The sequence below is a fragment of the Streptomyces sp. CB01201 genome (assembly GCF_002803085.1).
GTDB lineage: Bacteria > Actinomycetota > Actinomycetes > Streptomycetales > Streptomycetaceae > Streptomyces > Streptomyces hundungensis.
Genome location: NZ_NNBJ01000010.1, coordinates 198556 through 223735, shown reverse-complemented (window position 1 = coordinate 223735; position 25180 = coordinate 198556). Strand labels below are relative to the sequence as shown.

General features: G+C 71.5%; 15 protein-coding genes. 6 read left to right on the top strand and 9 right to left on the bottom strand.

Going from position 1 to position 25180, the window contains the following annotated elements; translation table 11 throughout:
* Positions 1-40: 40 nt before the first annotated feature.
* Positions 41-5368, bottom strand: a complete 5328-nt coding sequence (gene pulA, locus CG740_RS21610) for a pullulanase-type alpha-1,6-glucosidase (protein WP_100576845.1) — start codon at positions 5366-5368, stop codon at positions 41-43.
* Positions 5369-5536: 168 nt separating this feature from the next.
* Entirely contained in the window at positions 5537-6433 is an 897-nt protein-coding gene (gene cynR / locus CG740_RS21605) for a transcriptional regulator CynR (protein ID WP_100576844.1), read from the bottom strand.
* A 124-nt stretch (positions 6434-6557) separates the two neighbouring features.
* Between cynR and CG740_RS21600 the strand changes: the two genes are divergently transcribed.
* Both CG740_RS21600 and cynS read left to right on the top strand, forming a co-directional pair.
* Positions 6558-7136, top strand: a complete 579-nt coding sequence (locus tag CG740_RS21600; protein ID WP_100576843.1) for a carbonic anhydrase — start codon at positions 6558-6560, stop codon at positions 7134-7136.
* A gap of 23 nt (positions 7137-7159) precedes the next feature.
* Complete coding sequence (cynS, locus tag CG740_RS21595; protein WP_100576842.1) at positions 7160-7630, top strand: cyanase; 471 nt, start codon at positions 7160-7162, stop codon at positions 7628-7630.
* A 25-nt stretch (positions 7631-7655) separates the two neighbouring features.
* Here cynS and CG740_RS21590 read toward each other — a convergent pair whose 3' ends face one another.
* The 5 genes from CG740_RS21590 to CG740_RS21570 all read right to left on the bottom strand — a co-directional run bounded on the left by CG740_RS21590 (position 7656) and on the right by CG740_RS21570 (position 13622).
* Complete coding sequence (locus CG740_RS21590) at positions 7656-8705, bottom strand: LacI family DNA-binding transcriptional regulator (protein WP_100576841.1); 1050 nt, start codon at positions 8703-8705, stop codon at positions 7656-7658.
* Positions 8690-10339 (bottom strand): glycoside hydrolase family 13 protein, encoded by a 1650-nt coding sequence (locus CG740_RS21585; protein WP_100576840.1) that lies wholly within the window; start codon positions 10337-10339, stop codon positions 8690-8692. Before CG740_RS21585 ends, CG740_RS21590 begins: the two co-directional genes overlap by 16 nt.
* Before the next feature lie 76 nt (positions 10340-10415).
* Positions 10416-11267, bottom strand: a complete 852-nt coding sequence (locus tag CG740_RS21580) for a sugar ABC transporter permease (protein WP_234376417.1) — start codon at positions 11265-11267, stop codon at positions 10416-10418.
* Between the two features lie 7 nt (positions 11268-11274).
* Complete coding sequence (locus CG740_RS21575; RefSeq protein ID WP_100576838.1) at positions 11275-12267, bottom strand: carbohydrate ABC transporter permease; 993 nt, start codon at positions 12265-12267, stop codon at positions 11275-11277.
* Positions 12268-12347: 80 nt separating this feature from the next.
* Positions 12348-13622, bottom strand: a complete 1275-nt coding sequence (locus CG740_RS21570; RefSeq protein WP_100576837.1) for an extracellular solute-binding protein — start codon at positions 13620-13622, stop codon at positions 12348-12350.
* A gap of 287 nt (positions 13623-13909) precedes the next feature.
* Between CG740_RS21570 and CG740_RS21565 the strand changes: the two genes are divergently transcribed.
* The 3 genes from CG740_RS21565 to CG740_RS21555 all read left to right on the top strand — a co-directional run bounded on the left by CG740_RS21565 (position 13910) and on the right by CG740_RS21555 (position 17579).
* Complete coding sequence (locus CG740_RS21565) at positions 13910-15514, top strand: glycoside hydrolase family 13 protein (RefSeq protein ID WP_100576836.1); 1605 nt, start codon at positions 13910-13912, stop codon at positions 15512-15514.
* Between the two features lie 25 nt (positions 15515-15539).
* On the top strand, positions 15540-16568 hold the full coding sequence (locus CG740_RS21560; protein ID WP_199846533.1) for a LacI family DNA-binding transcriptional regulator: 1029 nt from the start codon (positions 15540-15542) through the stop codon (positions 16566-16568).
* A 102-nt stretch (positions 16569-16670) separates the two neighbouring features.
* Positions 16671-17579 carry a phosphatase PAP2 family protein gene (locus CG740_RS21555; RefSeq protein ID WP_100576834.1) on the top strand — a complete coding sequence of 303 codons (909 nt, stop codon included), beginning with the start codon at positions 16671-16673 and terminating at the stop codon, positions 17577-17579.
* 512 nt (positions 17580-18091) lie between these two features.
* On the opposite strand, the gene CG740_RS21550 is transcribed toward CG740_RS21555, so the two are convergent.
* Entirely contained in the window at positions 18092-21085 is a 2994-nt protein-coding gene (locus tag CG740_RS21550) for a bifunctional [glutamine synthetase] adenylyltransferase/[glutamine synthetase]-adenylyl-L-tyrosine phosphorylase (protein WP_100576833.1), read from the bottom strand.
* A 669-nt stretch (positions 21086-21754) separates the two neighbouring features.
* Here CG740_RS21550 and CG740_RS21545 point away from each other — a divergent pair.
* Positions 21755-23851, top strand: a complete 2097-nt coding sequence (locus CG740_RS21545) for a PIG-L family deacetylase (protein ID WP_100576832.1) — start codon at positions 21755-21757, stop codon at positions 23849-23851.
* 99 nt (positions 23852-23950) lie between these two features.
* On the opposite strand, the gene CG740_RS21540 is transcribed toward CG740_RS21545, so the two are convergent.
* Positions 23951-25057, bottom strand: a complete 1107-nt coding sequence (locus CG740_RS21540) for an acyltransferase family protein (RefSeq protein WP_100576831.1) — start codon at positions 25055-25057, stop codon at positions 23951-23953.
* Positions 25058-25180 lie beyond the last annotated feature (123 nt).

Below are 25180 nucleotides of genomic sequence, written 5' to 3'. Positions count from 1 at the left end.
ACATCCGAAATCACTCGTCGAGCGACCTGGAATGATCGCTTCAGTGTCGCTTGAAGACCGCAACGGTACGGGCCGGGACCGTGAAGGTCCCCGAACCTCGATCGTATGTGGCCGTCTCGACCACGGGATCGGATCCGGCCGCCTGCCGCGGGTGCAGGGCGTACCCGGTTCCCGCGAGGTCGGCGACGCGCTGGGTCCGCGTCGTCGGGGTCGCGTTGAACACCACGACCAGCGGTCCGAGGCGCATGGTGATCACGCCCGGGGTCTCCGCGCTCCCCGACAGCGGGAACGAGAGCGCCGACTGGACCTGTTCCGCGGTGGCGAGCTTGAACGCGCCCTCCTGGCTCCGGATCGCGAGCAGATCCTGGTAGGCGGCGGAGGTTCTGTTGATCTGCGCGCAGTCGGGGGTGACTGCCGGGTTGACCAACAGGGGCTTCGCGTAAACCCACTTGGGCTGGTTGTCGGCGGCCGGCGGCAGCCCGCGCCCGAAGCCGTTGCCGGCCGCGCAGTTCCAGTGCAGGGCGTTGAACCAATCGCCGCTGTCGAAGGAGTTGCGGTCCAGCGACTTGGAACGCAGCAGGTCGCTCCCGGCCTGGGACAGCCCCGGGCCCTGCGAGAGGGCGGCGGTGGCGAGCGCCAGGACCTGCATGCGGGAGCGGTCGGCGGCCGAGGTGCCGGCGGGCAGCTTGTAGGCGAGCGCGTCGTAGAGCGACTCGTTGTCGTGGGCGTCCGCGTAGGCGAGGGCGTCTCCGGGGGCCGCCGCGTAACCGGCCGGGGCGCCGTTGTAGTCGACGTCGGAGCCCTTGACCGTGCGGCCGGCGCTGTCGGTGAAGGTGTACCCGGCGAGACTGCCGCTCAGGCCCACCTTGAGCAGGTCCTGGTAGTGCAGCAGCCGGGCCTTCTGTTCGGTCTCAGTGCCGTTCGCCGGCGAGGAGTTGGGGTCCGTGTAGAGGCCGGAGGCGAAGCCCTGCACCCCGGGGTCGGCGTCGAAGGGGCTCCCGCCGCGCACCGCGTCACGGGCCCGGTCGGAGAACGTGGCGATACCGGTGCCCGCCATGTTCTTCTGGGTGGCCTGCACGAAGCGGGCGTCGTCGGCGACCTCGCCGAAGTTCCAGCCCTCCCCGTACAGGATGACCTTCTTGCCGTCGACGCCGTCCTTGGCCGGGGTCAGCGCGTCGAGGGCGGCCCGCACGGCGAGGATGTTGGCCTTGGGGTGGTGGCCCATGAGGTCGAAGCGGAATCCGTCGACCTTGTACTGCTTGGCCCAGGTCACCACCGAATCCACGACGAGCTTGCCCATCATCGCGTTCTCGGGTGCGGTGTTGGCGCAGCAGGTGGAGTTGGCGACGCTGCCGTCCGCGAGGAGCCGCTGGTAGTACCCGGGCACGATCTTGTCGAGGACCGAGTTGTCGGCCTGACCGCTCGCCGCCGTGTGGTTGTAGACGACGTCCATGACCGTGCGAAGGCCCGCGTCGTTCAGCCCCCGCACCATCTGCCGGAACTCGACCGTGCGCCGCGTCCCCTGCGGGTCACTGGCGTAGGAGCCCTCGGGCACGGTGTAGTGCAGCGGGTCGTAGCCCCAGTTGTACGCGTCCTTCGCGGCCGACCGGGCGATACAGGCCTGCTGCTCCTCGGAGTCCGGCGCGTACGCCTTCAAGTCGCAGTCGGGGGTGGCCTGTTCGGACTTCCGCTCGGGGATGCCGGCGATGTCGAAGGCGGGCAGCAGATGCACATAGGAGGTGCCGGACTTCGCCAGCTGGGCCAGGTGCTTCATGCCGTCGGAGCCGGTGTCGGTGAACGCCAGGTACTGGCCGGGGTGGTGCGAGGTGGGGTCCGCGACGGAGAAGTCGCGGATGTGCAGCTCCTGGATCCGGGCCTCGCGCAGCGGCACGGCGGCCGGCTTCTTCAGGGTGGTCCAGCCCTGGGGCGCCAGCAGGGGATCGGCGAGGTCGACCACCAGGCTGCGCGCGGAGTCAGTGGTGAGGGCGGTCGAGTACGGGTCGGTGACCAGGTTGGTGACCACCCGCTGGACGGTCGGCGCCCACACCGTCACGGCGTACCGGTACGGCTTGCCCGCCCACGACGCGGGCCCGGTCACCGACCAGACGCCGGTGGCGTCGTCGCGCCGCATCGCGACCGTGCGCCCGTCGAGTTCGAGGGAGACCGTCCGGGCGGTGGGTGCCCATACGGAGAGGGTGGGCCGGCCCCGGGCGAAGACCGGGCCGAGTGCGGCCTTGGCGGCGTCGGCTCCGTACAGGTCGTCGAGGACGCCCTGGGTCTGGACGCCGGTCGCGGCGAGCAGCGCCCCGTTCGAGGCCCGCTGGGTGGCGATCAGCTGCCCGCGCAGGGACTCGCGCACCCGGGAGCGGTCGCGGGCGTCCACGGTGAACGCCGGGTAGTCCTTGAGCTGGGGGAATCTGGCCTTCTGGGCGGCGCTCAGCGCGGCGGGCGTGAGCCGCAGCCACTGGCCCTCGGCGGACAGGGCGCCGTCCTGGACGGTGATGCCGCCGCCGGGCGCGTACACGAGCTGCTCGCTGGTCGCGCCGGTCGCCTTGACCTGCCACACCACGGTGTCGGCGTCGATCCACTGCGCCCCGGACTTGCCGAGGTCGAGCGAGGTACCCGAAATGCCCTGCGGCAGGAGGTACTTGGCCTGTCCGGCGAGCAGCCAGGCCTCGTGGCCGTAGGTCGCCAGGTCGAGGGACTGGTCGTCGGGCAGGTCCTTCTGGTCGCCCTTGTGCAGGATGTAGCTCAGCGAGGTCGCGCCCGGGGCCAGCGGCACCTCGAAGGTCACCCCGAACGCGTCGCGGCCGGTCGGCGCGAGCGGCTTGGACCAGTCGGTGGGCGAGGCGGCCCCGGTCCAGGTGTGCAGGCCCCAGCCGGCGTAGTCGCCGTCGGGCCGGGAGTAGTGCAGGACGGCCTTGGCGGTGTCCTGCGGCGGGTACGCGCCGGGCGGCGCCTGCTCCGACTGCCCGTTCCTGCCCTGCTCCACCCACACCTCGCCGGTGCGGCCGAGGTCGACGGTCCGCCCGGGCCCGTCGGCGCTGCCGCCCTTGGCGACGGTGTACGTGAGCGATGCGGCGCCCGGAGGGACCTTGACCCAGGCGAAGGCGCCGTAGGCGTCCCGCCCGGTGAAGGCCGCGTTCTGGTCGCCCGACGTCAGCTGCCAGCCGTCGTAGTCCCCGGCGGGGCGCCGGTAGTGGACGACGGCGTGGTCCCGCTCGACGGCCGTGGGTTTCCCGGGCGCGGGCGTCTGCCCCGCCGTGGTGGCGGCGGACGCGCTCGCGGTCCGGCCGCGGCTGTCGACCACAACGGCCTTGTACCGTAAGGGAGTTCCGGCGGGAAGGTCCAGGTACTGGGTGACCTTGTAGGGGGCGTGGTCGGCCGAGCCGAGCGTCCGCCACGGCCCGTTGCCGCTCTGCGCGGCGAAGACGACCCGGTCGAGCTGTCCCCCGCCGGCGTCGGCCGACAGCTCGACCGTGCCGGTCGCCCCGGCGGCCGGCGCCTTCAGGGTGATCGTCGGCCCGGCGACGGGGTCGGGCAGCGGGGCCGCCGCCTTCAGGACCAGGGAGGACAGGGCGGGCACGGTCACCTGGACGGCGGCGTCCGAGCCGCTGCGTACCGCACCCGAACCTCCGTACAGCACGGCGAAGTCGGCGTTCGCGGAGCCGGTGGGCACGGTGACCGCCTTCGGCCCGGTGGCGTTGTTCACGGCCACGACGTACTCGACGCGCGTCCTGGCGTCGGTGCGCGAGAAGGCGTAGACGGAGTCCTTGGCGTACCGCTCGGTCTGGACGCCGTCGCGCAGGGCCGGGTTCGCCCGGGTGAGCCGGGAGAGGTCGGCGATGGTGCGGTAGAGCGGGTGAGCGGGGTCGTAGGCGTCGAACGCGTGGGTGCGGTCGGTGCCGAGTTCGTCGTCGTCGAGGTAGTCGGGGACCTTCGAGGCGAACATGGTCTGGCGGGCGTCCTTGTCGCCGCCCGCGCCGGTGAAGCCCTGCTCGTCGCCGTAGTAGACCACCGGGTTGCCCCGGCTGAAGAACATCAACTCGTTGGCCAGGCGGTCGCGTTGGAGCAGTTCGGCCTCGCCGGCCTGCGGATGGTCCTGCTTGAGGAAGGTCCCGATGCGGCCCATGTCGTGGTTGCCGAGGAAGGTGACCTGCTCGTAGGCGTTGGCCTTGTCGGTGGTGTAGCGGTAGTCGTCGGCGAACAGGGCGGCCAGCTTGGCGGCCGGGGCACCCTGCGAGGCGTACTGGCGGGCCGCGTCCTGGAAGGGGAAGTCGAGGGTGGCGTCCAGCCGGCCCCGGGTGACGTAGGGGGAGGTGACGGCGGGGTCGGCGGAGTAGGTCTCGCCGAACAGGAAGAAGTCCGGCCGCCCCCGCTTCTTCGCGTACGCGTCGAGGGCTGTCGCCCACTGGGTCCAGAAGGCCAGGTCGACGTTCTTGACGGTGTCGATGCGGAAGCCGTCCACGGCGAAGTCGCGGACCCACTTCTCGTAGATCCGCTCCATCCCGGTGACGACCTCGGGCCGCTCGGTCCACAGGTCGTCGAGCCCGGAGAAGTCGCCGTACTCGCCGCTCTCGCCCGCGAACGTCGAATCGCCCCGGTTGTGGTACATCGTGGGGTCGTTCAGCCAGGCCGGGACCTTCCGCTCCTTCCCGGCGGGCACGACGGGCGTGTAGGGGAAGGAGTTCGCGTCGACCTTCTTCGTCCCGGCCCGGTCGTCGAAGGGGCGCCCGGTGGCGTCGAGGTAGGGGTAGGCACCCTTGGGCCGGTAGTCGTACCGCTTCTCGGCGTAGTCGACGGTGTCGGCGGTGTGGTTGGTGATGACGTCGAAGAAGACCTTCATGCCCTTGGCGTGCGCCCCGGCTATCAGCCGGGTGAGGTCGGCGTTGGTGCCGAAGTGCGGGTCGACCTGGGTGAAGTCGGTGATCCAGTACCCGTGGTACCCGGCCGACGCGTCCTTGCCTGTGCCCTGCACGGGCTTGTTCTTGAAGAGGGGGGCGAGCCAGATGGCGGTGGTGCCGAGCCCCTTGATGTAGTCGAGCCGCTGCGTGAGGCCCTTGAGGTCGCCGCCCTGGTAGAAGCCCTTGTCCGTCGGGTCGTACCCGGTCTCCATCCGCGAACCGGTCAGCCCGCCGCGGTCGTTGGCCCGGTCGCCGTTGGCGAACCGGTCCGGGAGCACGAAGTAGAACTGCTCCCGCGTCGCGTCGTGCCGGGCGGGCTCGGCGGCGAGCCGGGCATCACTGGGCGGCGCGGGCGGCGCGGCCGCGGCCGTGGCGGGCGGCGCGGGGACGAATGCGGCGCACAGGGCGGCCGCGAGTGCGACCGCCGTTCTTCGCAGGGGGATCACCGGGTGCTCCTCGGTCATACGTACCGGCGCGGCTGAATGTTCTTGCTGCAAGATTGCAAGTGCCTCTGAGCAGGTGACCGTAGGAGGAGGGAGGGCCGGGGTCAACGGTTCGGGCGAAATCCGCAGCACGCGTGCGGCCATCTGCAAGGAATTGCGCGGCCGTTGAGCCGGAGCCCAGGGCGCCGGTCAGGCCGGCGCGTAACCACGGGCGCGGACGAAGTCCTGGGCGAGCCGGGTGAACTCCCGGGCCGCGGCGCTGCGGTAGGCGCTCTCGCGCCGCAGCAGCGCCACCGTGCGGGCGGGCAGCGGCGGGTCGAGGGCGACGGGCGCGAGGTCCGGGTGCTCATGGGTGACGGCGTCGGGCAGCACCGTGGCCAGCGGGGTGCGGCGGACGATCTCGGTCAGCGCCTGGAGCGAGTTCGCCTCGACGGCGATGCGCGGGGTGACGCGATGCTGCCCGAGATAGTCGTCGATATGGCCCCGCGTCGCGAAGTCACCGCTCAGCAGGGCGAGTTGCCGCTCCGCGAGGTCCCCCACGGCGAGCGACTCGGCCGGTGCGGCAGGGGCACCGACGACGAGGCCCAGGGTCTCGGTGTACAGGGCCGCCGCCTGGATGCCGGGCAGATGCGGGCCGGCGAAGGCGATGCCGAGGTCCAGCTCATCGGCCAGCAGCGCCGCCTCGATGCGGTCCTGCGCCAACTCCCTCACGTCCAGCACGATCCGGGGGTGCCGGGTGTGCAGTTCCGCGACGAGCGGGCCGACGAGGTACGCGGTGAAGGTCGGGGTCACCGCCAGGCGCAGGCTGCCGCGCGAGAGGTCGGCGACGTCCAGGACGGCGCGCTCGGCGGCAGCCAGGTCCCGCAGGGCGCGCCGGGCGTAGTGGGCATACGTCTCCCCCGCGTCGGTGAGCCGCACCGCGCGGCCGCTCCGGTCCAGGAGCTGGACGCCCACGGTGCGCTCCAGCTGCTTGATCTGCTGGGACAGCGTGGGTTGGGAGATGCGCAGCTCCTCCGCGGCGCGGGTGAAGGTGCCGTGCTCGGCGACGGCGAGCAGATAGCGCAGATGACGCAGTTCCGGGGCCATGGAAGCAACTATAGATGAGAGCTATAAGAGGTATGGAAAACACGTCTTGGACGCTATAGAGCCAGCTCATGCATGGTGGATCCCGTCGGCCCCCAGGGTCCGGCAGCCACCGAAGGGAGTGACCATGCAAGACCTCGCCGAGGGCGTCGCGCGTTTCCAGCGCGGTGTCTTCCCCGCCAAGGCGGACCTCTTCGCCCATCTCGCCGCCACCCACCGCCCCGGCACGCTGTTCATCAGCTGCTCGGACGCGCGGGTGGTGCCCGAGCTGCTCACCCAGAGCGAGCCGGGCGAGCTGTTCGTCATCCGTACCGCCGGAAACCTGGTGCCCGCGTACACCCCGGGAGCGGACGGCATCGCGGCGAGCGTCGAGTACGCGGTCGGCGTGCTCGGCGTGCGCGACATCGTGGTCTGCGGCCACTCCGCCTGCGGGGCCATGACCGCGCTCGCCGAGGGCCACGACCTCGCCGCGCTGCCCGCGGTCGCCGACTGGCTGCGGCACGCGGACGCGGCCCCGGCCCACGCGGACTCCGCGGATCTCGCGGCCCTCATACGCGGCAACGTACGCGCCCAGCTCGCGAACCTGGCGACGCACCCCTCGGTGGCCCGCGCCCTGGCCGGGCACCGGCTCACGCTGCACGGCTGGGTCTACGACATCCCCACGGGCAAGGTCGAGGTACTCGACGCCGCCCCCACCGCCAACTGACTCACCCTTCCCAGGAGTTATCCATGATCCAGTCCCAGTACGACACCACCGCCCGCCAGGACCTGGCCACCGCCGCCGTCGAGGCGAAGCTGCGCAAGGACCTCTCGTGGCAGCAGATCGCGGACGCGGCGGGCTTCTCGGTCGCGTTCGTCACGGCCGCCGTGCTCGGCCAGCACGCGCTGCCCGCCGATTCCGCGCGGGCCGTCGCCGAGCTGCTCGGCCTCGACGACGACGCGGCTCTGCTCCTGACCACCATCCCGAGCCGCGGCTCGATCCCGGGCGGCATCCCCACCGACCCGACGATCTACCGCTTCTACGAGATGCTCCAGGTGTACGGAACCACCCTGAAGGCCCTGGTGCACGAGGAGTTCGGGGACGGCATCATCAGCGCGATCAACTTCAGGCTGGACGTGAAGAAGGTCGCCGACCCCGAGGGCGGCGAGCGTGCCGTGATCACCCTGGACGGCAAGTACCTGCCGACCAAGCCGTTCTAGCGGCGGTCCGGGGCGGTCCCCGGACTCACCCCCGCGCCCGCGCCGTGGACCCCCGTACCACCAGCTCCGGCTGGAAGACGAACTCCGTTCGCTGGACGGGGGTTCCGGCGATCTCCTCCAACAGGGCGGACACCGCGGCCGCCGCCATCGCCCGCACGGGCTGGCGGACCGTGGTCAGGGGCGGGTCGGTGAAGGCGATGAGCCGGGAGTCGTCGAAGCCCACCACCGAGACGTCCAGCGGTACGTCGAGGCCGCGCTCGCGGGCGGCGCGCACCACGCCGAGCGCCATCATGTCGCTGCCGCAGACGATCCCCGTACAGCCCCGGTCGAGCAGCGCGCCCGCGGCAACCTGGCCGCCCTCCACGCTGTACAGGGTGGACAGGACGAGGGCCGCCGCCTCGTGTCCGGGCAGTCCGAGCCGCTCCCCCAGCGCCGCCGTGAACCCCTCGGTCTTGCGGCGCGAGGGGACGTACCGCGGCGGTCCGATCGCCAGGCCGATCCGGGTGTGCCCGAGGTCGGCCAGATGTCCCACCGCCATCCGCATCGCCGCGTGGTCGTCGGGCGACACGAACGGCCCGCGCAGCGCCTCGTTGTAGCCGTTCACCAGGACGTACGGGACGCCCCGTTCGGCGAGCGCCAGGTAGCGGGCCGGGTCGGTGGAGGTGTCGGCGTGCAGCCCGGACAGGAACACGATGCCGTTGACGCCGCGCTCCTCCAGCTGCTCGACCAGCTCGTCCTCCGTTGCCCCGCCCGGCAGTTGGGTGCACAGGACGGGCGTGTAGCCGTGGCCGGCGAGCACCTGCTCCACCGCCTGCGCGAAGGCGGGGAAGATCGGGTTGGTCAGCTCCGGGGTGACCAGGCCGATCAGCCCCTCGCTGCGCCGGCGCAGCCGGGCCGGGCGCTCCCAGCCGAGCACGTCCAGGGCCGCGAGCACCCGCTGCCGGGTGGAATCGGCGACCCCGGGCCTGCCGTTGAGCACCCGGCTGACGGTGGCCTCGCTGACGGCGGCCTGCGCCGCTATGTCCGCGAGGCGCGGCCCGCCCGGCTGCGCGGCCTGGCTCACACCGTCCACCACACCGTGGTGTCGCCCGGCAGCTCGACCCGGTCGCCGTCCACCGCGAAGGGGGCGCTGGCCAGGACCGCGCGGCCGGGCAGCGGCAGCGACACCAGGCGTCCGGTGAGGTTCACCGTGCACACGAAGCCCTCGCGGGCGAAGGCGAGGACGCCCTCGGGGGCGTCCAGCCAGCGCAGGTCGTCCCCGGCGCCGAGGCCCGGGTGGGCGCGGCGGGCCGCGATGGCCCTGCGGTACAGCTCCAGGGTGGAGTCGGCGACGCCGGTCTGCGCCTCGACGCTGAGCCCGGCCCAGGAGGCGGGCTGCGGAAGCCAGCTGCCGCCGCTGCCGAAGCCGTACGAGGGGCCCTCGACGGTCCACGGGATCGGGACGCGGCAGCCGTCGCGGAAGCCGTCCTGGCCCGCGGCGCGGAAGAACGACGGGTCCTGGCGCACCTCGTCGGGCAGGTCGGTGACGTCGGGCAGGCCGAGCTCCTCGCCCTGGTAGACGTAGGCCGAGCCGGGCAGGGCCAGCATCAGCAGGGTGGCCGCGCGGGCCCGGCGCAGGCCGAGTTCGCGGTCGCCCGGGGTGCGCAGCTGGGTGCCGAGGCCGGGCGGGTTGGCGAAGCGGGTGGCGTGCCGGGTGACGTCGTGGTTGGACAGGACCCAGGTGGCGGGGGCGCCGACCGGGCGCATCGCGGCGAGCGAGGTGTCGATGACCTCGCGCAGCGCCTTCGCGTCCCAAGGGGTGCCCAGATACTGGAAGTTGAAGGCCTGGTGCAGTTCGTCGGGGCGTACGTACAGGGCGGTCCGCTCGACCGTGGGGGTCCACGCCTCGGCGACGGCGATGCGCTCGCCGTCGTACTCGTCGAGGATGGTGCGCCACGAGCGGTAGATCTCGTGGACGCCGTCCTGGTCGAAGAACGGCATGACGTCGTTGCCGAGCAGCTTGAGCTGGTCGTGGCCGCCGATGTCGGGCAGGCCCGGCGCCTTGACGAGGCCGTGCGCGACGTCGACGCGGAAGCCGTCGACGCCCATGTCCAGCCAGAAGCGCAGGATGGAGCGGAACTCGTCGGCGACCGCCGGGTGGTCCCAGTTCAGGTCGGGCTGCTCGGGGGCGAACAGGTGCAGGTACCAGTCGCCGTCCGCGGTCCGGGTCCAGGCGGGGCCGCCGAAGATGGACTCCCAGTCGTTGGGCGGGAGTTGACCGTCCTCGCCCTTGCCGGGGCGGAAGTGGTAGCGGGCCCGCAGCGGTGAGCCGGGGCCCTCCGCCAGGGCGCGCTTGAACCACTCGTGCTGGTCGGAGGAGTGGTTGGGCACCAGGTCGGTGATGATGCGCAGGCCCAGCTCATGGGCGTCGCGGATCAGTGCGTCGGCGTCGAGCAGGGTGCCGAACATGGGGTCGATGGCCCGGTAGTCGGCGACGTCGTAGCCGGCATCGGCCTGCGGGGACGCGTAGAAGGGGGAGAGCCAGACGGCGTCGACGCCGAGGTCGCGCAGATAGGGCAGCCGGGCGCGTACGCCTTCGAGGTCGCCCATGCCGTCGCCGTTCCCGTCGGCGAAGCTGCGCGGATAGACCTGGTAGATCACGGCGTCCCGCCACCACTGCGTACCGGTCTTCCCGGTGAGGCGGTCGGGGGCGGTGAAGTGCTGGGTCATGTCGTCCTTAGAAGGGGGTCCCGGGGTGGTCGACCCTCGGAAACCGGTGGGATGGGAGGCCGGGGCGGAGCCCGGCTCAGCCCTTGGTCGCGCCCGCGGTCATGCCGGTGACCAGGTGCTTCTGCACCAGGTAGAAGACGGCGGAGACCGGGATCGCGATGAGTACGGCGGTGGCGGCCATGTAGTTCCACTGGGCGTCGTGCTGGCTGACGAAGCTGGAGAGGCCCACGGCGAGGGTGTACTTGCCGTCGTCGAGCATGAACGTGGAGGCGAACGCCACCTCGCCCCACGCGGTGAGGCAGGTGTAGAACGCGGCGACCGCGAGGCCGGGCCGGGCGAGCGGCAGGATGAGGCGGAAGAAGGTGCCGAACGGGGTGAGCCCGTCGACCCGGCCCGCCTCGTCGATCTCGATCGGGATCGAGTCGAAGTACCCCTTGAGCATCCAGGCGCAGTACGGCACCGCGGTGGAGCAGTACACCAGGATCAGGCCGCCGTAGGTGTCGATGAGGCCGAGGTCGCCGAGGATCTGGTACATCGGCACGATCAGTACGGCGATCGGGAACATCTGGGTGACGAGCAGCACCCACATCAGCTTCTTGTAGCCGGGGAAGCGCATGCGCGAGACGGCGTAGCCGGTGGTGGCGGCGAACATCACGCCGATGACGCAGGTGGCGACCGCGATCAGGGCGGTGTTGCCGAGCCAGGTGAAGAACTTGGTGTGCTCGGTGACGAACGCGTAGTTGGAGAAGGACATCTTGGACCAGATGCGGCCCGGGTGCAGATAGTCGTCCTTGTCGGGCCCGAGCGAGAGGAAGAGCAGCCAGACGATCGGGAAGAGGGCGACGAGGCTGGCGATGCTCAGTGCCAGGTGCGACAGGACGGCGGTGCGGCGCCGGGTGTGGTCCCGGGAGACGGCCTTCTTGGCCATGGGGGCATCAGACCTGTTCATTGCGGGCCAGCCAGCGTCGGTAGAAGGAGGAGAAGACGATCAGGATGGAGAGCAGCAGCACGCCGTAGGTGGCGGACTGCGCGAAGTCGCGGGGCTGCTGTCCGAAGCCGAGCCGGTAGGCCCAGGTGACGAGGATCTGGGCGTCGGGGGCGCCGCCGTTGCCGAACAGCAGGAAGATGATCACGAACTGGTTGAACGTCCAGATGATGCCGAGTAGGACGACGGTGGCGCTCACCGGTCGGAGGCCCGGCAGCGTCACGTGCCTGAAGCGCTGCCAGGCGGTCGCGCCGTCGATCTCGGCGGCCTCGTACAGGTCGGCGGAGATCGACTGGAGCCCGCCGAGCAGCGAGACCATCATGAACGGGACGCCCACCCAGGTGTTGACCAGGATCGCGGCGAGCTGCTGGAAGTGCGGCTGCTCCAGCCACTCGGGCTGCGGCAGGTGGAGGGCGCCGAGCACGGTGTTGACGATGCCGGAGTCGCTGAGCATCAGGCGCCAGGAGAAGACGGTGACGAAGGTGGGCACCGCCCACGGCAGGATCAGCATCATCCGGTAGAAGGTGCGCCCGCGCAGCTTCTGGTTGAGCAGCAGGGCGAGCGAGAGCCCGATGACGTAGTGCAGGGTCACACAGGCGACGGTCCACACCACGGTCCAGATGAAGTGCGACCAGAACCGGTCCCAGGCGGTCGGCCCCCACAGGATGTCCGCGTAGTTGTGCAGCCCGACGAACTCGTAGGTCGCGGCGATGTGGTTGGCGCCGATGGTGCGTGCCGAGTTGAGGCTGTTGGCGTCGGTGAGCGTGTAGTAGACGCCCTGGACCAGCGGATAGAGCACCAGGACGCCGAGCACGACGACGATCGGCGCGACCATCGCGTACGCGTACCAGTGCTTCTGCCAGGAGCGCCGGATGCGCTCCAGCGGCCCCCGGCGCGCCGGGGACGCGCTCTTGGGGGCCGCGCCATCGACGGCAACGGTCATCTCGACACCTTTTCCGGGGGAGTTCGACGGACGTGCGTGCCGCCGGGCCGCCCCGAGGGGGAACGGCCCGGCGGCGGGGCTCACTTGGTGAAGTCGGGGACCAGCTTGGCCATGTCCTGCTGAAGGCTCTTGGCGGCGTCGGCGACGGACTCCTTGCCGTCGGCGACCTTCGGCAGTTCGGTGTCCATCGGGGTCCACAGCGAGCTGTACTCGGGCAGCTCCGGGCGCGGCTGGGCGGCGGCGAGCACGCCCTGGAAGCCGGCGATGCCCGGGTCGGCCTTGACCTGTGCGGTGTAGGCGTCCTCGCGGGTGGGCAGCGTGGAGTTCTTCAGCGCGATGTTCTCCTGGCTCTTGGCCGAGGTCATGAAGTTGACGAACTTCATCGCGGCGGCCGCGTGCGCCTTGTCGGAGCCGGCGTACACGGACAGGTTGTGACCGCCGGTCGGGGCGCCCGCCTTGCCGGCGGATCCGGCCGGGACGGTGGCGATGCCGAGGTTGGCCTTGTCCTTGAAGGCGGCGCCCTTGTAGAAGTTGGTGATCTCCCACGGGCCCTGGACGATGGCGGCGACCTTGCCGTTCACGAAGGCGTCCTGGATGTGGGCGTACGCGTCGGCGGTGACGTCCGCCTTGTGCAGGCCCGGTCCGTCGAACAGGCCCTTCCAGGTCTCAAGTCCCTTGACTGCGGGGGCACTTGCGATGGTGACCTTCTTGGCGGTCGCGTCCACGGTGTCGGTGCCCTCGCCGTACAGGAACGGCTGGGCGTAGTACCCGGCGGTGGAGGCCCAGTAGCCGTCGACCCCGGCCTTCTCCTTGACGAGGGCGGCGTCCGCCTTCAACTCGTCCCAGGTGGTGGGGGCCTTGGTGATGCCGGCCTTGGCGAACAGGGCCTTGTTGTAGACCAGGGCGAGGGTGTCGGTGACCAGCGGGACGCCGTAGGTCTTGCCCTGGAACTGGGCCTGCTTGATCAGGTTGGGCCGGAACTTGGCCTGGTCGGTGAGGGCCTCGGTGCCGTCGAGCGGCAGGAAGTAGCCCTTCTTCGCGAAGGCGGGCGTCCAGCCGACCTCCGCGCGCAGCACGTCCGGGGCGCCCTTGGCACCGGCGGCGGTGTCGAACTTGTTCTGCGCCTGGTCGAAGGGGACGTTGACGTACTTGACCTTGATCGTCGGGTTCGCCTTCTCGAACTCCGTGACCAGCGCCTGGTACGTGGGCGCCTCGTTCGTGGCGTTCGAGGTGTCCCACCAGGTGATGGTGACCGGGCCGTCCGCCTTGCCGCCGCCACTGTCGCTGCCACCGCAGGCCGTCGCCGCGAGCGCCAGGGTCGCCGCGATCGCGGTGGCCGCTATGCCACGTCGCATGAGAACTCCTTCACTGGGTGCCGCTCCATCACGGCGCCGGATCGCCAGGAACGTAACAAGGATGAAAGGCGACCGAAAGACCTTGCGAAGAATTTCTGCAAGAGCGGTCGATCGTTACGTCAGCGTGTCCGCACGGTTGCCGCTGTGCGCCTTGTCAAAGCCGGTATCGCTGGTTCACCCGCGCCCGTGGAGGGACTGCAAGGGTTCCGCAAGACCTTGCAAGGCTGTTACTTTCGAGGCCCATCGGCGTTGATCCCGTGACCGCAGGATTTTCGAGAGGGCACCCCATGACGCAGGAGCTGACGACGGCCGCCGTCGCCCAGGAGCCCACCGGGCCCCGGACCGGCTGGTGGCGCGACGCGGTGATCTACCAGGTGTACGTGCGCTCCTTCGCGGACAGCGACGGCGACGGCATCGGCGATCTGCCCGGCATCACGGCCCGGCTCCCCCACGTGAAGGAGCTGGGCGCGGACGCGGTCTGGCTCACCCCGTTCTACGCCTCCCCGCAGGCCGACGGCGGCTACGACGTCGCGGACTACCGCACGGTCGACCCGCTCTTCGGCTCCCTGTCCGACGCCGACGCCCTGGTGCGCGAGGCCCACCGCCTCGGCCTGCGCGTCATCGTCGACATCGTCCCGAACCACACGTCCGACCAGCACCCCTGGTTCCGCGCGGCGCTGGCCGGCGGTCCCGAGCGCGAGCGCTACCACTTCCGCCCCGGAAAGGGGGCGAACGGCCAACTCCCGCCCAACGACTGGGAGTCGGTCTTCGGCGGCCCGGCCTGGACCCGTAGCGCCGACGGCGACTGGTATCTGCACCTGTTCGCCCCCGAGCAGCCCGACCTGAACTGGGACCACCCGGCGGTGCACGCCGAGTTCGAGTCCGTGCTGCGCTTCTGGCTGGACCTCGGTGTGGACGGCTTCCGCATCGATGTCGCCCACGGCATGGTCAAGGCGCCGGGGCTGCCGGACATCGGCGCCAGCGAGCAGGCCAAGCTCATCGGCAGCCAGGTGCTCCCCTTCTTCGACCAGGACGGCGTCCACGAGATCCACCGCGCCTGGCGGACCCTGCTCGACTCCTACCCGGGCGAGCGCATCGCGGTCGCCGAGGCCTGGGCCCCCTCCTCCGAGCGCCTGGCCCTGTACGTACGCCCCGGCGAGCTGCACCAGGCCTTCAACTTCCAGTTCCTCACGTGCGGTTGGGACGCCGAGCGGATGCGCGCGACCGTCGACGCCTCGCTCGCCGCGACCGGCGCGGTCGGCGCCCCCACCACCTGGGTGCTCTCCAACCACGACGTCGTACGCCATGTCACCCGCTACGGCGGCGGGGAGCAGGGGCTTCGCCGGGCCCGCGCCGCGACCCTGTTCACGCTGGCGCTGCCCGGCTCCGCCTATCTCTACCAGGGCGAGGAGCTGGGCCTGCCCGAGGTCGTCGAACTGCCCGACGAGCTGCGCCAGGACCCGGCCTTCCTGCGCGCGGCGGGCCAGGACGGCTTCCGCGACGGCTGCCGCGTCCCGATCCCGTGGACGGCCGAGGGCCCGAGCTTCGGCTTCGGGAGCGCGGCGCCCTGGCTGCCGCAGCCCGACACCTGGCGCGGGCTCAGCGTCGCCTCCCAGTCCGGGGACCCGCACTCCACCCTGGAGCTCTACCGCGCGGCCCTCGCCCTGCGCCGCGAGCTGCCGGGGCTCGGCGACGGCACGATGAGCTGGCTGCCCGCGCCCGAGGGGGTGCTCGCCTTCGCCCGGCCGGGCTTCGCCTGCACCCTGAACACGCTGCCCCGCACGGTCCAACTCCCGCTCGCGGGACGGCCGGTGCTCACCAGCGCGGCTGTCGAGTTCGACGCGGAAAACGCCCTGCTCCCGGCCGAATCCGCCGTCTGGTGGGCAATCTGACGTGCGACCGGTACAGTCCAATCCCGTGACCGCACGGCTCGCCGACATCGCAGCCCAGGCGGGGGTCAGCGAAGCCACAGTCAGCCGCGTGCTCAACGGCAAGCCCGGTGTGGCCGCGGGCACCCGTGAATCCGTCCTGGCCGCACTCGATGTGCTGGGTTACGAACGGCCCGTACGACTGCGCCGGCGCAGTGCGGGGCTCGTCGGCCTGATAACGCCCGAGCTGGAGAACCCGATCTTCCCGGCGCTCGCCCAGGTCATCGGCCAGTCGCTGACCCGGCAGGGATACACCCCGGTGCTCGCGACGCAGACCCCGGGCGGCTCCACCGAGGACGAGCTCACCGAGATGCTGGTGGACCGGGGCGTCTCCGGGATCATCTTCGTCTCCGGGCTGCACGCGGACACCACCGCCGACATGGAGCGCTACGAGCAGCTGCGCGCCCAGGGCGTCCCCTACGTCCTGGTGGACGGCTTCTCGCCCAAGGTGCAGGCGCCCTTCATCTCGCCCGACGACCGGGCGGCGATGCGGCTCGCGGTCACCCACCTCGCGGCGCTCGGCCACACCAGGATCGGCCTCGCGGTCGGCCCCAAGCGCTTCGTGCCGGTGCTGCGCAAGATCGAGGGCTTCACGGCCGGGATGCAGGACCGGCTCGGCCTGACGACGGCCGAGGCCGAGTCACTGATCCAGCACTCCCTGTACACGCTGGAGGGCGGGCAGGCCGCGGCCACCGCGCTCATCGCGCAGGGCTGCACCGCGATCGTGTGCGCCAGCGACATGATGGCGCTCGGCGCGATCAGGGCGGCGCGCCAGGCGGGCCTGGACGTGCCGCGTGATGTCTCTGTGGTGGGCTTCGACGACTCTCCGCTGATAGCGTTCACCGACCCACCGCTGACCACCATCCGCAAGCCGGTGACGGCGATGGGGCAGGCCGCGGTGCGTGCCCTGCTCGAAGAGGTCGGGGGCACCCCGGCGCCGCACAGCGAGTTCGTGTTCATGCCCGAACTGGTCGTACGCGGTTCGACCTCGGGTGCGCGACCCCGAAGCCGACCCTGACGTACGCCGGGAAACCTCGTCCTTTGGGAGTAGCAGGTGCGCAGCGAACCCGACCGGAGGATGATCGGCGGGGGGTATGTGCATCTGGCAGACTCTCTTCCTATGGGTGAAATGACCGTGAAGACTCTGGAAGGCCGGACGGCCGCTCCACCACATGAGCCGTCGGCCACACCCTCGAACAACGAACCGGGCCGCAGCGGCTTTTCCGCCCGGCTGCGGAGAGTGCGCCTGCCGCGCCGCCCGCGGATCTGGTTCGAAGTTCTTCTGATCGCGGTGAGTTACTGGGTGTACTCGCTGATCCGCAACGCGGTCCCCGAGCAGAAGGCGAAGGCGCTCAGGAACGCGGACTGGATCTGGAGTGCGGAGCACGACCTCGGCATCGCGGTGGAACAGTCGGTCAACCATGCCGTGAATTCGGTGACATGGCTCATCGTCGGCATGAACTACTACTACGCGACACTGCACTTCATCGTCACCATCGGTGTCCTCGTATGGCTGTTCCGTTACCACCCCGGCCGCTACGCGGCGTCGCGCCTCGTCCTTTTCGCGACCACGGGCGTGGCCCTGCTCGGCTACTACTTCTTCCCGCTCGCCCCGCCCCGCCTGATGAACGGCGGGCACTTCGTCGACACGGTCCTGGTGCACCACACCTGGGGCTCGATGGCGTCGGGCGACCTGAAGAACATGTCGAACCAGTACGCGGCGATGCCGTCCATGCACATCGGGTGGTCGACCTGGTGCGGCCTGACGATCTTCGCGCTCGCCTCCGCGCCCTGGGCGAAGATCCTGGGCCTGCTCTACCCGACGGCCACGCTGATCGTGATCGTCTCCACGGCGAACCACTTCTGGCTGGACGCGGTGGGCGGCCTGCTCTGCCTGACCTTCGGCTTCCTGGCCTCCCGCGCCTGGTACGGCAGCTTCCCCCACCAGCTCCCGAAGCTGGTGGATTCACAGCGCCCGGGGCCTCTTCTCCCACGCCGCCCGGGCACCTCCAGCCCGTCCGACGCCTGAGGACAAGCACGCCCCGAGGCCACGAATGCCGGGTCACCTACAGCCCGCCCGGCGTTTGAGGACAAGCACGCCCAAGACCGCGAACACCCGGCCACCCACAGCCCGCCCAGCGCCCGAGGACAAGCACGCCCCGAGGCCACGAACACCCGGCCACCCACAGCCCGCCCGGCGTTTGAGGACAAGCACGCCCAAGACCGCGAACACCCGGCCACCCACAGCCCGCCCAGCGCCCGAGGACAAGCACGCCCCGAGGCCACGAACACCCGGCCACCCACAGCCCGCCCGGCGTTTGAGGACGAGCACGCCCAAGACCGCGAACACCCGGCCACCCACAGCCCACCCAGCGCCCGAGGACAAGCACGCCCCGAGGCCACACGAACGCCGGGTCACCTACAGCCCGTCCGGCGTTTGAGGACGAGCGCCCTCAAGGCGCGAACGGGGGTCTGGGGGCAGAGCCCCCAGAAGGGGGCCCGGGGCCCAGAAACCCCGCACCCCCCGCCCGCGCCGCACGGCTAAAGGTGCGCCCCGTAAAACAGCTCCTCCACGATCCCCCGCGCCCTGCGCGTAAGACGCCGGTAGTCCTCCAGCATGTCCCCGACATGCCCCGGCTCGTACCCCAGGTAACGGCCGACCGCCGCAAGCTCCCGCCCGTCCGAAGGGAACGTGTCCCCGGCCCGGCCCCGCACCAGCATGACCCCGTTGCGCACCCGCGTAGCCAGCACCCACGCCTCGTCCAGTATCGAGGCCTCCTCCGTGCCCACGAGCCCCGCCGCGTGCGCGGCGGCCAGTGCCTGACGGGTCCGCGTGGTGCGCAGGCCCGGCAGCTCCCAGCCGTGCCGCATCTGCATCAGCTGGACCGTCCACTCGACGTCGGAGAGCCCGCCCCGGCCCAGCTTGGCGTGCAGGGTGGGGTCGGCGCCGCGCGGCATCCGCTCGGACTCCATCCGCGCCTTGAGCCGGCGGATCTCGCGGACCGCCTCGTCGCCGAGGCCCTCCACCGGGTAGCGCAGCGGATCGATGAGCTCGATGAAGCGGGCCCCGAGGTCCCGGTCGCCCGCCATCACCTCGGCGCGCAGCAGCGCCTGGCTCTCCCAGACGAGCGACCAGCGTCGGTAGTACGCCTCGTAGGACTTCAGGGTGCGCACCATCGGGCCCGACTTGCCCTCCGGACGCAGATCCGCGTCGATGAGCAACGGCGGGTCGGCGGTGGGGAGTTGGAGCAGTCGGCGCATCTCGGCCACGACCCGGTTGGCGGCCCGAGCGGCCTCCTGCTCGTCCACGCCCGCACGGGGTTCGTGCACGAACAGGACGTCCGCGTCCGAGCCGTAGCCCAGTTCGTGGCCGCCGAAGCGGCCCATGCCGATGACCGCGAAACGGGTGGGCAGGGTCTCGCCCCACTCGGCCCGCACGGCGGCACGCAGGGCGCCCGCGATGGTGGCCGCGTTCAGGTCGGTGACCGCGTTGCCGACCCGGTCGACGAGCGCGCCCGGGTCCTCCTCGGCGGGGCTGTCCTCGGTGCCGTAGGAGCCGATGAGGTCGCCCGCGGTGGTCCGGAACAGTTCGCGCCTGCGCACCCCGCGGGCCGCCGCGACCGCGCCCTCGGCGGTCTCGGCGCGGCCGACCGCGGCGAGCACCTCCTGCTCCAGGTGGTCCTGGCCGCGCGGCACGAGCCCGTCCGGGTCGCCCAGGATGGCGACCGCCTCGGGGGCGCGGAGCAGCAGGTCGGGGGCGAGCCGGCCGGCCGAGAGGACGCGGGCCAGGTTCTCGGCGGCGGCGCCCTCGTCGCGCAGCAGCCGCAGGTACCAGGGGGTCTTGCCGAGCGCGTCGGAGACCTTGCGGAAACCGAGCAGGCCCGCGTCCGGGTCGGCGGAGTCCGCGAACCAGCCGAGCAGGACGGGCAGCAGGGTGCGCTGGATGGCGGCCTTGCGGCTCACGCCCGAGGACAGCGCCTCCAGGTGGCGCAGGGCGGCCGCCGGGTCGGCGTAGCCGAGTGCTTCCAGGCGGTGGGCGGCGGCGCGGGCGCTGAGCCGCGTCTCGCCGGGCGCGAGCTGGGCGACCGCGTCCAGGAGCGGCCGGTAGAAGAGCTTCTCGTGCAGCCGGCGCACGACGGAGGCGTGCCGCTTCCACTCCTTGTTGAGGCTGACGACGGGCTCGGTGCGCAGGCCGAGCGAGCGGCCGAGCCGGCGCAGATCCGCCTCGTCCTCCGGCACCAGGTGGGTGCGGCGCAGCCGGTAGAGCTGTATGCGGTGTTCCATCGCCCGCAGGAACCGGTACGCCTCGTCCATCTGGGCCGCGTCCGCCCGGCCGACGTACCCTCCGGCGGCGAGGGCCGCGAGGGCGTCCAGGGTGGAGCCGCTGTGCAGGGTGGCGTCGCTGCGCCCGTGCACCAACTGGAGCAGCTGGACGGCGAATTCGACGTCCCGCAGGCCGCCGGGCCCCAGCTTCAGCTCGCGCTCGACCTGGGCTGCGGGGATGTTGTCGACGACCCTGCGCCGCATCTTCTGTACGTCGGCGACGAAGTTGTCCCGCTCGGCGGCCTGCCACACCAGGGGTGAGACGGCCTCGACGTAGTCCCGGCCGAGCTGGGGGTCGCCCGCCACCGGGCGGGCCTTGAGCAGCGCCTGGAACTCCCAGGTCTTGGCCCAGCGCTGGTAGTAGGCGAGGTGGCTGGAGAGCGTGCGCACCAGCGGGCCGTTGCGGCCCTCGGGGCGCAGATTGGCGTCGACGGGCCAGATCACACCCTCGACGGTGGTCTCCGAGCAGATCCGCATGAGGTGGGCGGCGAGCCGGCCCGCGGCCTGCATGGCCTTGCCCTCGTCGAAACCGTCGGCGGGCTCGGCCACGAAGATGACGTCGACGTCGGAGACGTAGTTGAGCTCGTGGCCCCCGCACTTGCCCATCGCGATGACCGCGAGCCGGCACTGTGCGGCGTCGGCCGGGGCCGCGGCGCTCGCGATGGCGAGGGCGGCGCGCAGGGTCGCGGTCGCGAGGTCGGCGAGTTCGGCGGCGGTCTCGGCCACGTCGGTCGTGCCGCACACGTCGCGGGCCGCTATGGCCAGCAGGCAGCGCCGGTAGGCGACCCGCAGGGACACGGGGTCGGTGGCCCCGGCCAGGCCGCGCTCGAACTCGGCGACCCCGGGGTGCAGGTCGGCCGCCTCGTAGGTGACCAGGGCGTGCCAGTCGTGCGGGTGACGGGCGAGGTGGTCGCCCAGCGCCTCGGAGGCGCCGAGCACCCCGAGCAGCCGGTCCCGCAGCGGCTTCGCGCTGACCAGGGTGTCCAGGAGGGCTCGGCGCTCGTCGTCCTCCTGCGCCTCCACCAGGCGGACGAGCCCGAGCAGCGCGAGGTCGGGGTCGGCGGTGGCGCCGAGCGCGTCCAGGAGCACCGGGTCGGACCGTACGGGCGCGAGCTCGGGGCTCTCCAGGAGCCGCTCGGCGGCCGAGGGGTCGGTGAAGCCATGCCGCAGCAGCCGTGTGAAGGTACTGCTCCTGCGCCCCGGCACCGTCATCTGGCCGCCTCCCACGTGTCCGTACACTCGCACGCCCGGCCGGGGGGGGTTCCCGGAACCGGCCCACCCGATCAAGACCCGGATTCCGAGCCTAGGCCCATCCGGCGGATCTTGTCCGGGACGCGGGGCCTGGCACTCCGGACAGACCCTAGCCGCAGTGGAGCCGCCGGGCCCCGGCGAGGGCGCGGAGCGAGCCCGGTCACGGCTCCGGGCGGGGGCCACAGCATGCGGGGCCGGAGGTCACAGCCTTCGGGGCCGGAGGTCATTCGGGGTGGAGCCAGGGGGCACCCGGGACAGGGCCGGAGGTCACCCGGGGCGGGGCCGGCCGGCTCGGACCGTTGACCCGAAAGACGCCCCACGCCGCCTCCCTCAGAGTGACGCCCCCCTCACACGGAGCGACTTCGGGGACATTTCACCCGCGAACTCCCGCTGCACCACGCCCAGTTCACCACCACTTCGCCTGACTTGTGCCGTTATAAGGCCAATTCGAGGTGATCAAGGACACATCGTTTTCCGAGTCGTCCAAATGAACCCGATTCTTGGACCTTTCGTCTTCAAGGTCGATCAGGTTCTGAACAGCCCTGATCGAGCACTCATGACCGGGCTCGGCGAGGAAGTGCTCACGCACTGACCGGCCGCCCAGGCCGCCCGTACCGAAAGACCACACCCATGAAGCCCAGGCTGCCGCTGCGCTCCGCGCTGCTCTCCCGCCGCGGCGCCGTCGCCGGCTCCGCGCTCGCCGCCGTCCTCGTCGCGGGCGGCGCCTTCGCCGAACTCGCCATGTCCGACACCGAGGGCGCCACGTCGCCCGGCGGCCGCGCCGCGGCCGTCCCCGCGTCCGTGTCCTCCGGCCCGGTGCGGCCCGCGAGCGGCTCGGTGATGCAGATCATGGCGCACCCGGACGACGACCTGTTCTTCATGAACCCGGACACCGGCCAGTCGCTGCGCTCCGGCCGCCCCATCACCAGCGTGTACGTCACGGCGGGCGAATCGGACGGCGTGAACTCGCCGTCGACCAGGAAGGGCGCCCCCAGGCCCCCGTCCGACCGGGCCAAGTACTCCGAGGCCCGCCAGAACGGCATACGCGGGGCGTACGCCCAGATGGCGACCGGCGACCGGGGCGCCAAGTGGACCCGCGCCGTCCTGCCCACCGCCGGGGGCGGCACCGCCGAGCTGGACACCCTGGACGGCCACCCCGGGATCCACCTGGTGTGGGTGCAGCTGCGGGAGGCCGAGACGATATCCGGCAACCAGCCGCACAGCCTGCGCGGTCTGTGGAACGGCCAGGTCGCCACGCTGACCTCGCAGCTGGCCTCGGGCACCCCGGTCCGCCCCTTCGCCTACACCAAGGAGCAGGTCGTCGAGACGCTGGCCGGGCTGATAGAGAAGTTCCGTCCGACGCATGTGCGCACCCTCGACCCGACCCCGGCCAGGGCAGGCAAGTTCCACAAGATCATCGACCACCAGGACCACACCTACAGCGCCCGCTTCGCGCAGGCCGCGCTCGCGCTGTACGCGAAGTCCGCGAACCACCCGCACTTCAGTGTGCAGAACTACGTCGGCTACAACACCGGCTTCCTGCCCCACACCTTCGCCAAGCCGGCCACCGACGCCAAGGCCGACATCGTCAAGACCTACGCCTGGATGAACCCGAAGGACAACTACTGCGCCAGCGCGGCCGGTTGTGGTGACCGCAAGGTGTCGAGCAACCCGCACGGCACCAACTGGGCCGAGTCGATCCGCTACAGCCGCACCAACTCCACCTCCTGGTTGCAGCAGGGCAAGGACGACAGCCTGTGGGCGTTCGGGGTGCTCGACCAGCGCCTCGCCGTGTGGCACAAGGCGCCCGGCGCGGACGCCACCTGGAGCGGGCCCGAGCTGCTGCCCGGCGACGGCATGGACTCCGGCGTGAGCGCCACGCGTCTGCCGGACGGCCGGCTCGCGGTGTTCGGCACCCGCACCCTGTTCGGCGCGCAGCTCACCGACTACCGCCGTGAGGTGGTCGCGGCGGTGCAGACGTCTCCCGGTGGCCCCTTCGGCGCGTGGCGCTCGCTCGGCTCGCCCGACCGCAGCGGCGTCGACGGCGTCTTCGACCTGTCCACTCCGACCGCGGCGGTGGACGGATCCGGAACGCTCTCCGTCTTCCTGCGCGGCGGTGACCTCCAGTTGCACGCGGCGACGCTCGGCACGAAGGGCGACTGGACGCCCTGGGCCGCTCTCGGCGGCACGAACCTGGTCGGCGACCCGGTCGCCACCACCGACGCCACGGGCCGCGTGCACCTCTTCTCCAGCACCGCCAAAACGTTGCTGACCTGGGCCCAGCCGGCACCGGGCGCCCCGCTGCCCGCGCGCGCCTCCGACACCGGTCTGCCGCCCAACACCACGGGTCTCTCCGCCCGCCAGGACGGCAACGGAGTGCGGGTGTACTACCGCCAGGCGAACTCGGGCAACATCCAGAGCGTGCTGTTCTCCGGCACCACGCCCTCGGCGGCCACCGACCTCGGCGACACCTCCGGCTACGGCATGGTCGGCGCGGCGGGCCCGCTCGTCACCGGCCGCACCGCCTCCGGCGCGCTGGCCACACTGGAGCCGGGCGCCCCCGCCCCGGCCTGGAAGTCGGACGGCAGCATCCTGTTCACCGGGGCGCCCGCCGCGGTGCAGGACGGCAACGACGCCGTGGCGGCCGCGATCGGCCTGGACGGGCGGCTGTACTGGACGCGGACCGCGGGCGGCCCGGCCGCACCCTGGCAGCCCGCCGCGCACTGACCCGCCACGGCCGGGCTCGCACCCGGTCGCCCGGTTCCTTACAACCCGTCCAACCCGCTCAAGCCGTCCACCCCGTCACCCCGTCACCCCGTCACCCCGTCACCCCGCGAGCGTCTTCTCCCGCTCGGCGCCGGCCGTCGGCACCGGCGCGGGCGCGGGCGCCACCTCGGTCCGGGGCACGAGCCACTTCGGCAGCCGCGGCTCCACCAGCGGGCGCAGCACCGCGCGTACCGGCGGCGTCGAGAGCAGTACGACCACACCCACCGCGGTGCCGCTGAGCACCAGCACACCCGGAACCCCCGCCTCGCGCACCACCCGGAAGGCGCCGTAGTACTCGGCGACGCGGAGCAGGATGCCGTGCAGCAGATACGGGTAGAGGGTGACGGCGCCGAGCCCGGTCAGCCACATCCGGCGGCCCGGCACGAGTGCGAGGAACGACGCCACGAGCAGCGCGGTCACCGCGAACAGGGCCAGCCTGATCAGCAGGTACTGCGTGAGCGACACGTTCAGGACCGTGTTGTCGGCGTCGCTGGAGAGCCAGTCGTCGCTCGGATACGGGGACAGCCAGTAGGCGAGCGCGAAGATCCCGGCGAAGACCGGCACCGCGATCAGACGGGCCGTGCGGGTGCGCAGCCGGGCGAAGTGCTCGGGGCGAAGGCGCAGCCCGAGAACGAACCACGGCAGGAACATCAGGACCCGTGGGAGCGCCAGGTCACCGCTGATCAGGGTCGTGCCCGCGGCGAGCGAGACGACGATCGAAATGGGCAGCGGGTAGCGCACCGCCTTCCAGATCGGCGTGGTCAGCCGCCACAGGAACAGCGCGATGAGGAACCAGCACAGATACGTGGGCGAGGTCGGCGTGATCGCGAGCTCGGTGCCGCGCAGCCAGTGGTACACGAAGCTGTAGATGGTCTCGAAGATCAGGTAGGGCAGCAGCACCCCGGTGAGCAGCCGCCGGATCTGGTCGGGGCGTCCGGTGAAGCTGCGGGAGAAATAGCCGCAGAGCAGGATGAAAGCCGGCATGTGAAAGCCGTAGACCAGGTTGTGCACGGCCCTGAGGACCGGCGTGTGCGGGGTGATGACCTGTTCCCAGCTGTGGCCGAGCGCGACCAGCGCGATCAACAGGAACTTGGCGTTGTCGAAGAACGGACTGCGATCGAGGTTTCGGGGACTTCCGGGACCGGAGTGGAGGGTGGAGCTGGTCATTCGCCCCAACCTAGGGGATGGTCACCCTTTCCCACAGGCACCACCGCTTCGGGCACGGGACGTTCCCCGGGTCTTCACTCACTTTCACCTTCCCGGTTGACATGGACACCCCTACTCTCTGGG

Bases quoted from the DNA above. Each gene is read 5' to 3' on its own strand.
- pulA (WP_100576845.1), bottom strand. From the start codon at position 5,368: ATGACCGAGGAGCACCCGGTGATCCCCCTGCGAAGAACGGCGGTCGCA.
- cynR (WP_100576844.1), bottom strand. From the start codon at position 6,433: ATGGCCCCGGAACTGCGTCATCTGCGCTATCTGCTCGCCGTCGCCGAG.
- CG740_RS21600 (WP_100576843.1), top strand. From the start codon at position 6,558: ATGCAAGACCTCGCCGAGGGCGTCGCGCGTTTCCAGCGCGGTGTCTTC.
- cynS (WP_100576842.1), top strand. From the start codon at position 7,160: ATGATCCAGTCCCAGTACGACACCACCGCCCGCCAGGACCTGGCCACC.
- CG740_RS21585 (WP_100576840.1), bottom strand. From the start codon at position 10,339: ATGACCCAGCACTTCACCGCCCCCGACCGCCTCACCGGGAAGACCGGT.
- CG740_RS21580 (WP_234376417.1), bottom strand. From the start codon at position 11,267: ATGGCCAAGAAGGCCGTCTCCCGGGACCACACCCGGCGCCGCACCGCC.
- CG740_RS21575 (WP_100576838.1), bottom strand. From the start codon at position 12,267: ATGACCGTTGCCGTCGATGGCGCGGCCCCCAAGAGCGCGTCCCCGGCG.
- CG740_RS21570 (WP_100576837.1), bottom strand. From the start codon at position 13,622: ATGCGACGTGGCATAGCGGCCACCGCGATCGCGGCGACCCTGGCGCTC.
- CG740_RS21565 (WP_100576836.1), top strand. From the start codon at position 13,910: ATGACGCAGGAGCTGACGACGGCCGCCGTCGCCCAGGAGCCCACCGGG.
- CG740_RS21555 (WP_100576834.1), top strand. From the start codon at position 16,671: ATGGGTGAAATGACCGTGAAGACTCTGGAAGGCCGGACGGCCGCTCCA.
- CG740_RS21550 (WP_100576833.1), bottom strand. From the start codon at position 21,085: ATGACGGTGCCGGGGCGCAGGAGCAGTACCTTCACACGGCTGCTGCGG.
- CG740_RS21545 (WP_100576832.1), top strand. From the start codon at position 21,755: ATGAAGCCCAGGCTGCCGCTGCGCTCCGCGCTGCTCTCCCGCCGCGGC.
- CG740_RS21540 (WP_100576831.1), bottom strand. From the start codon at position 25,057: ATGACCAGCTCCACCCTCCACTCCGGTCCCGGAAGTCCCCGAAACCTC.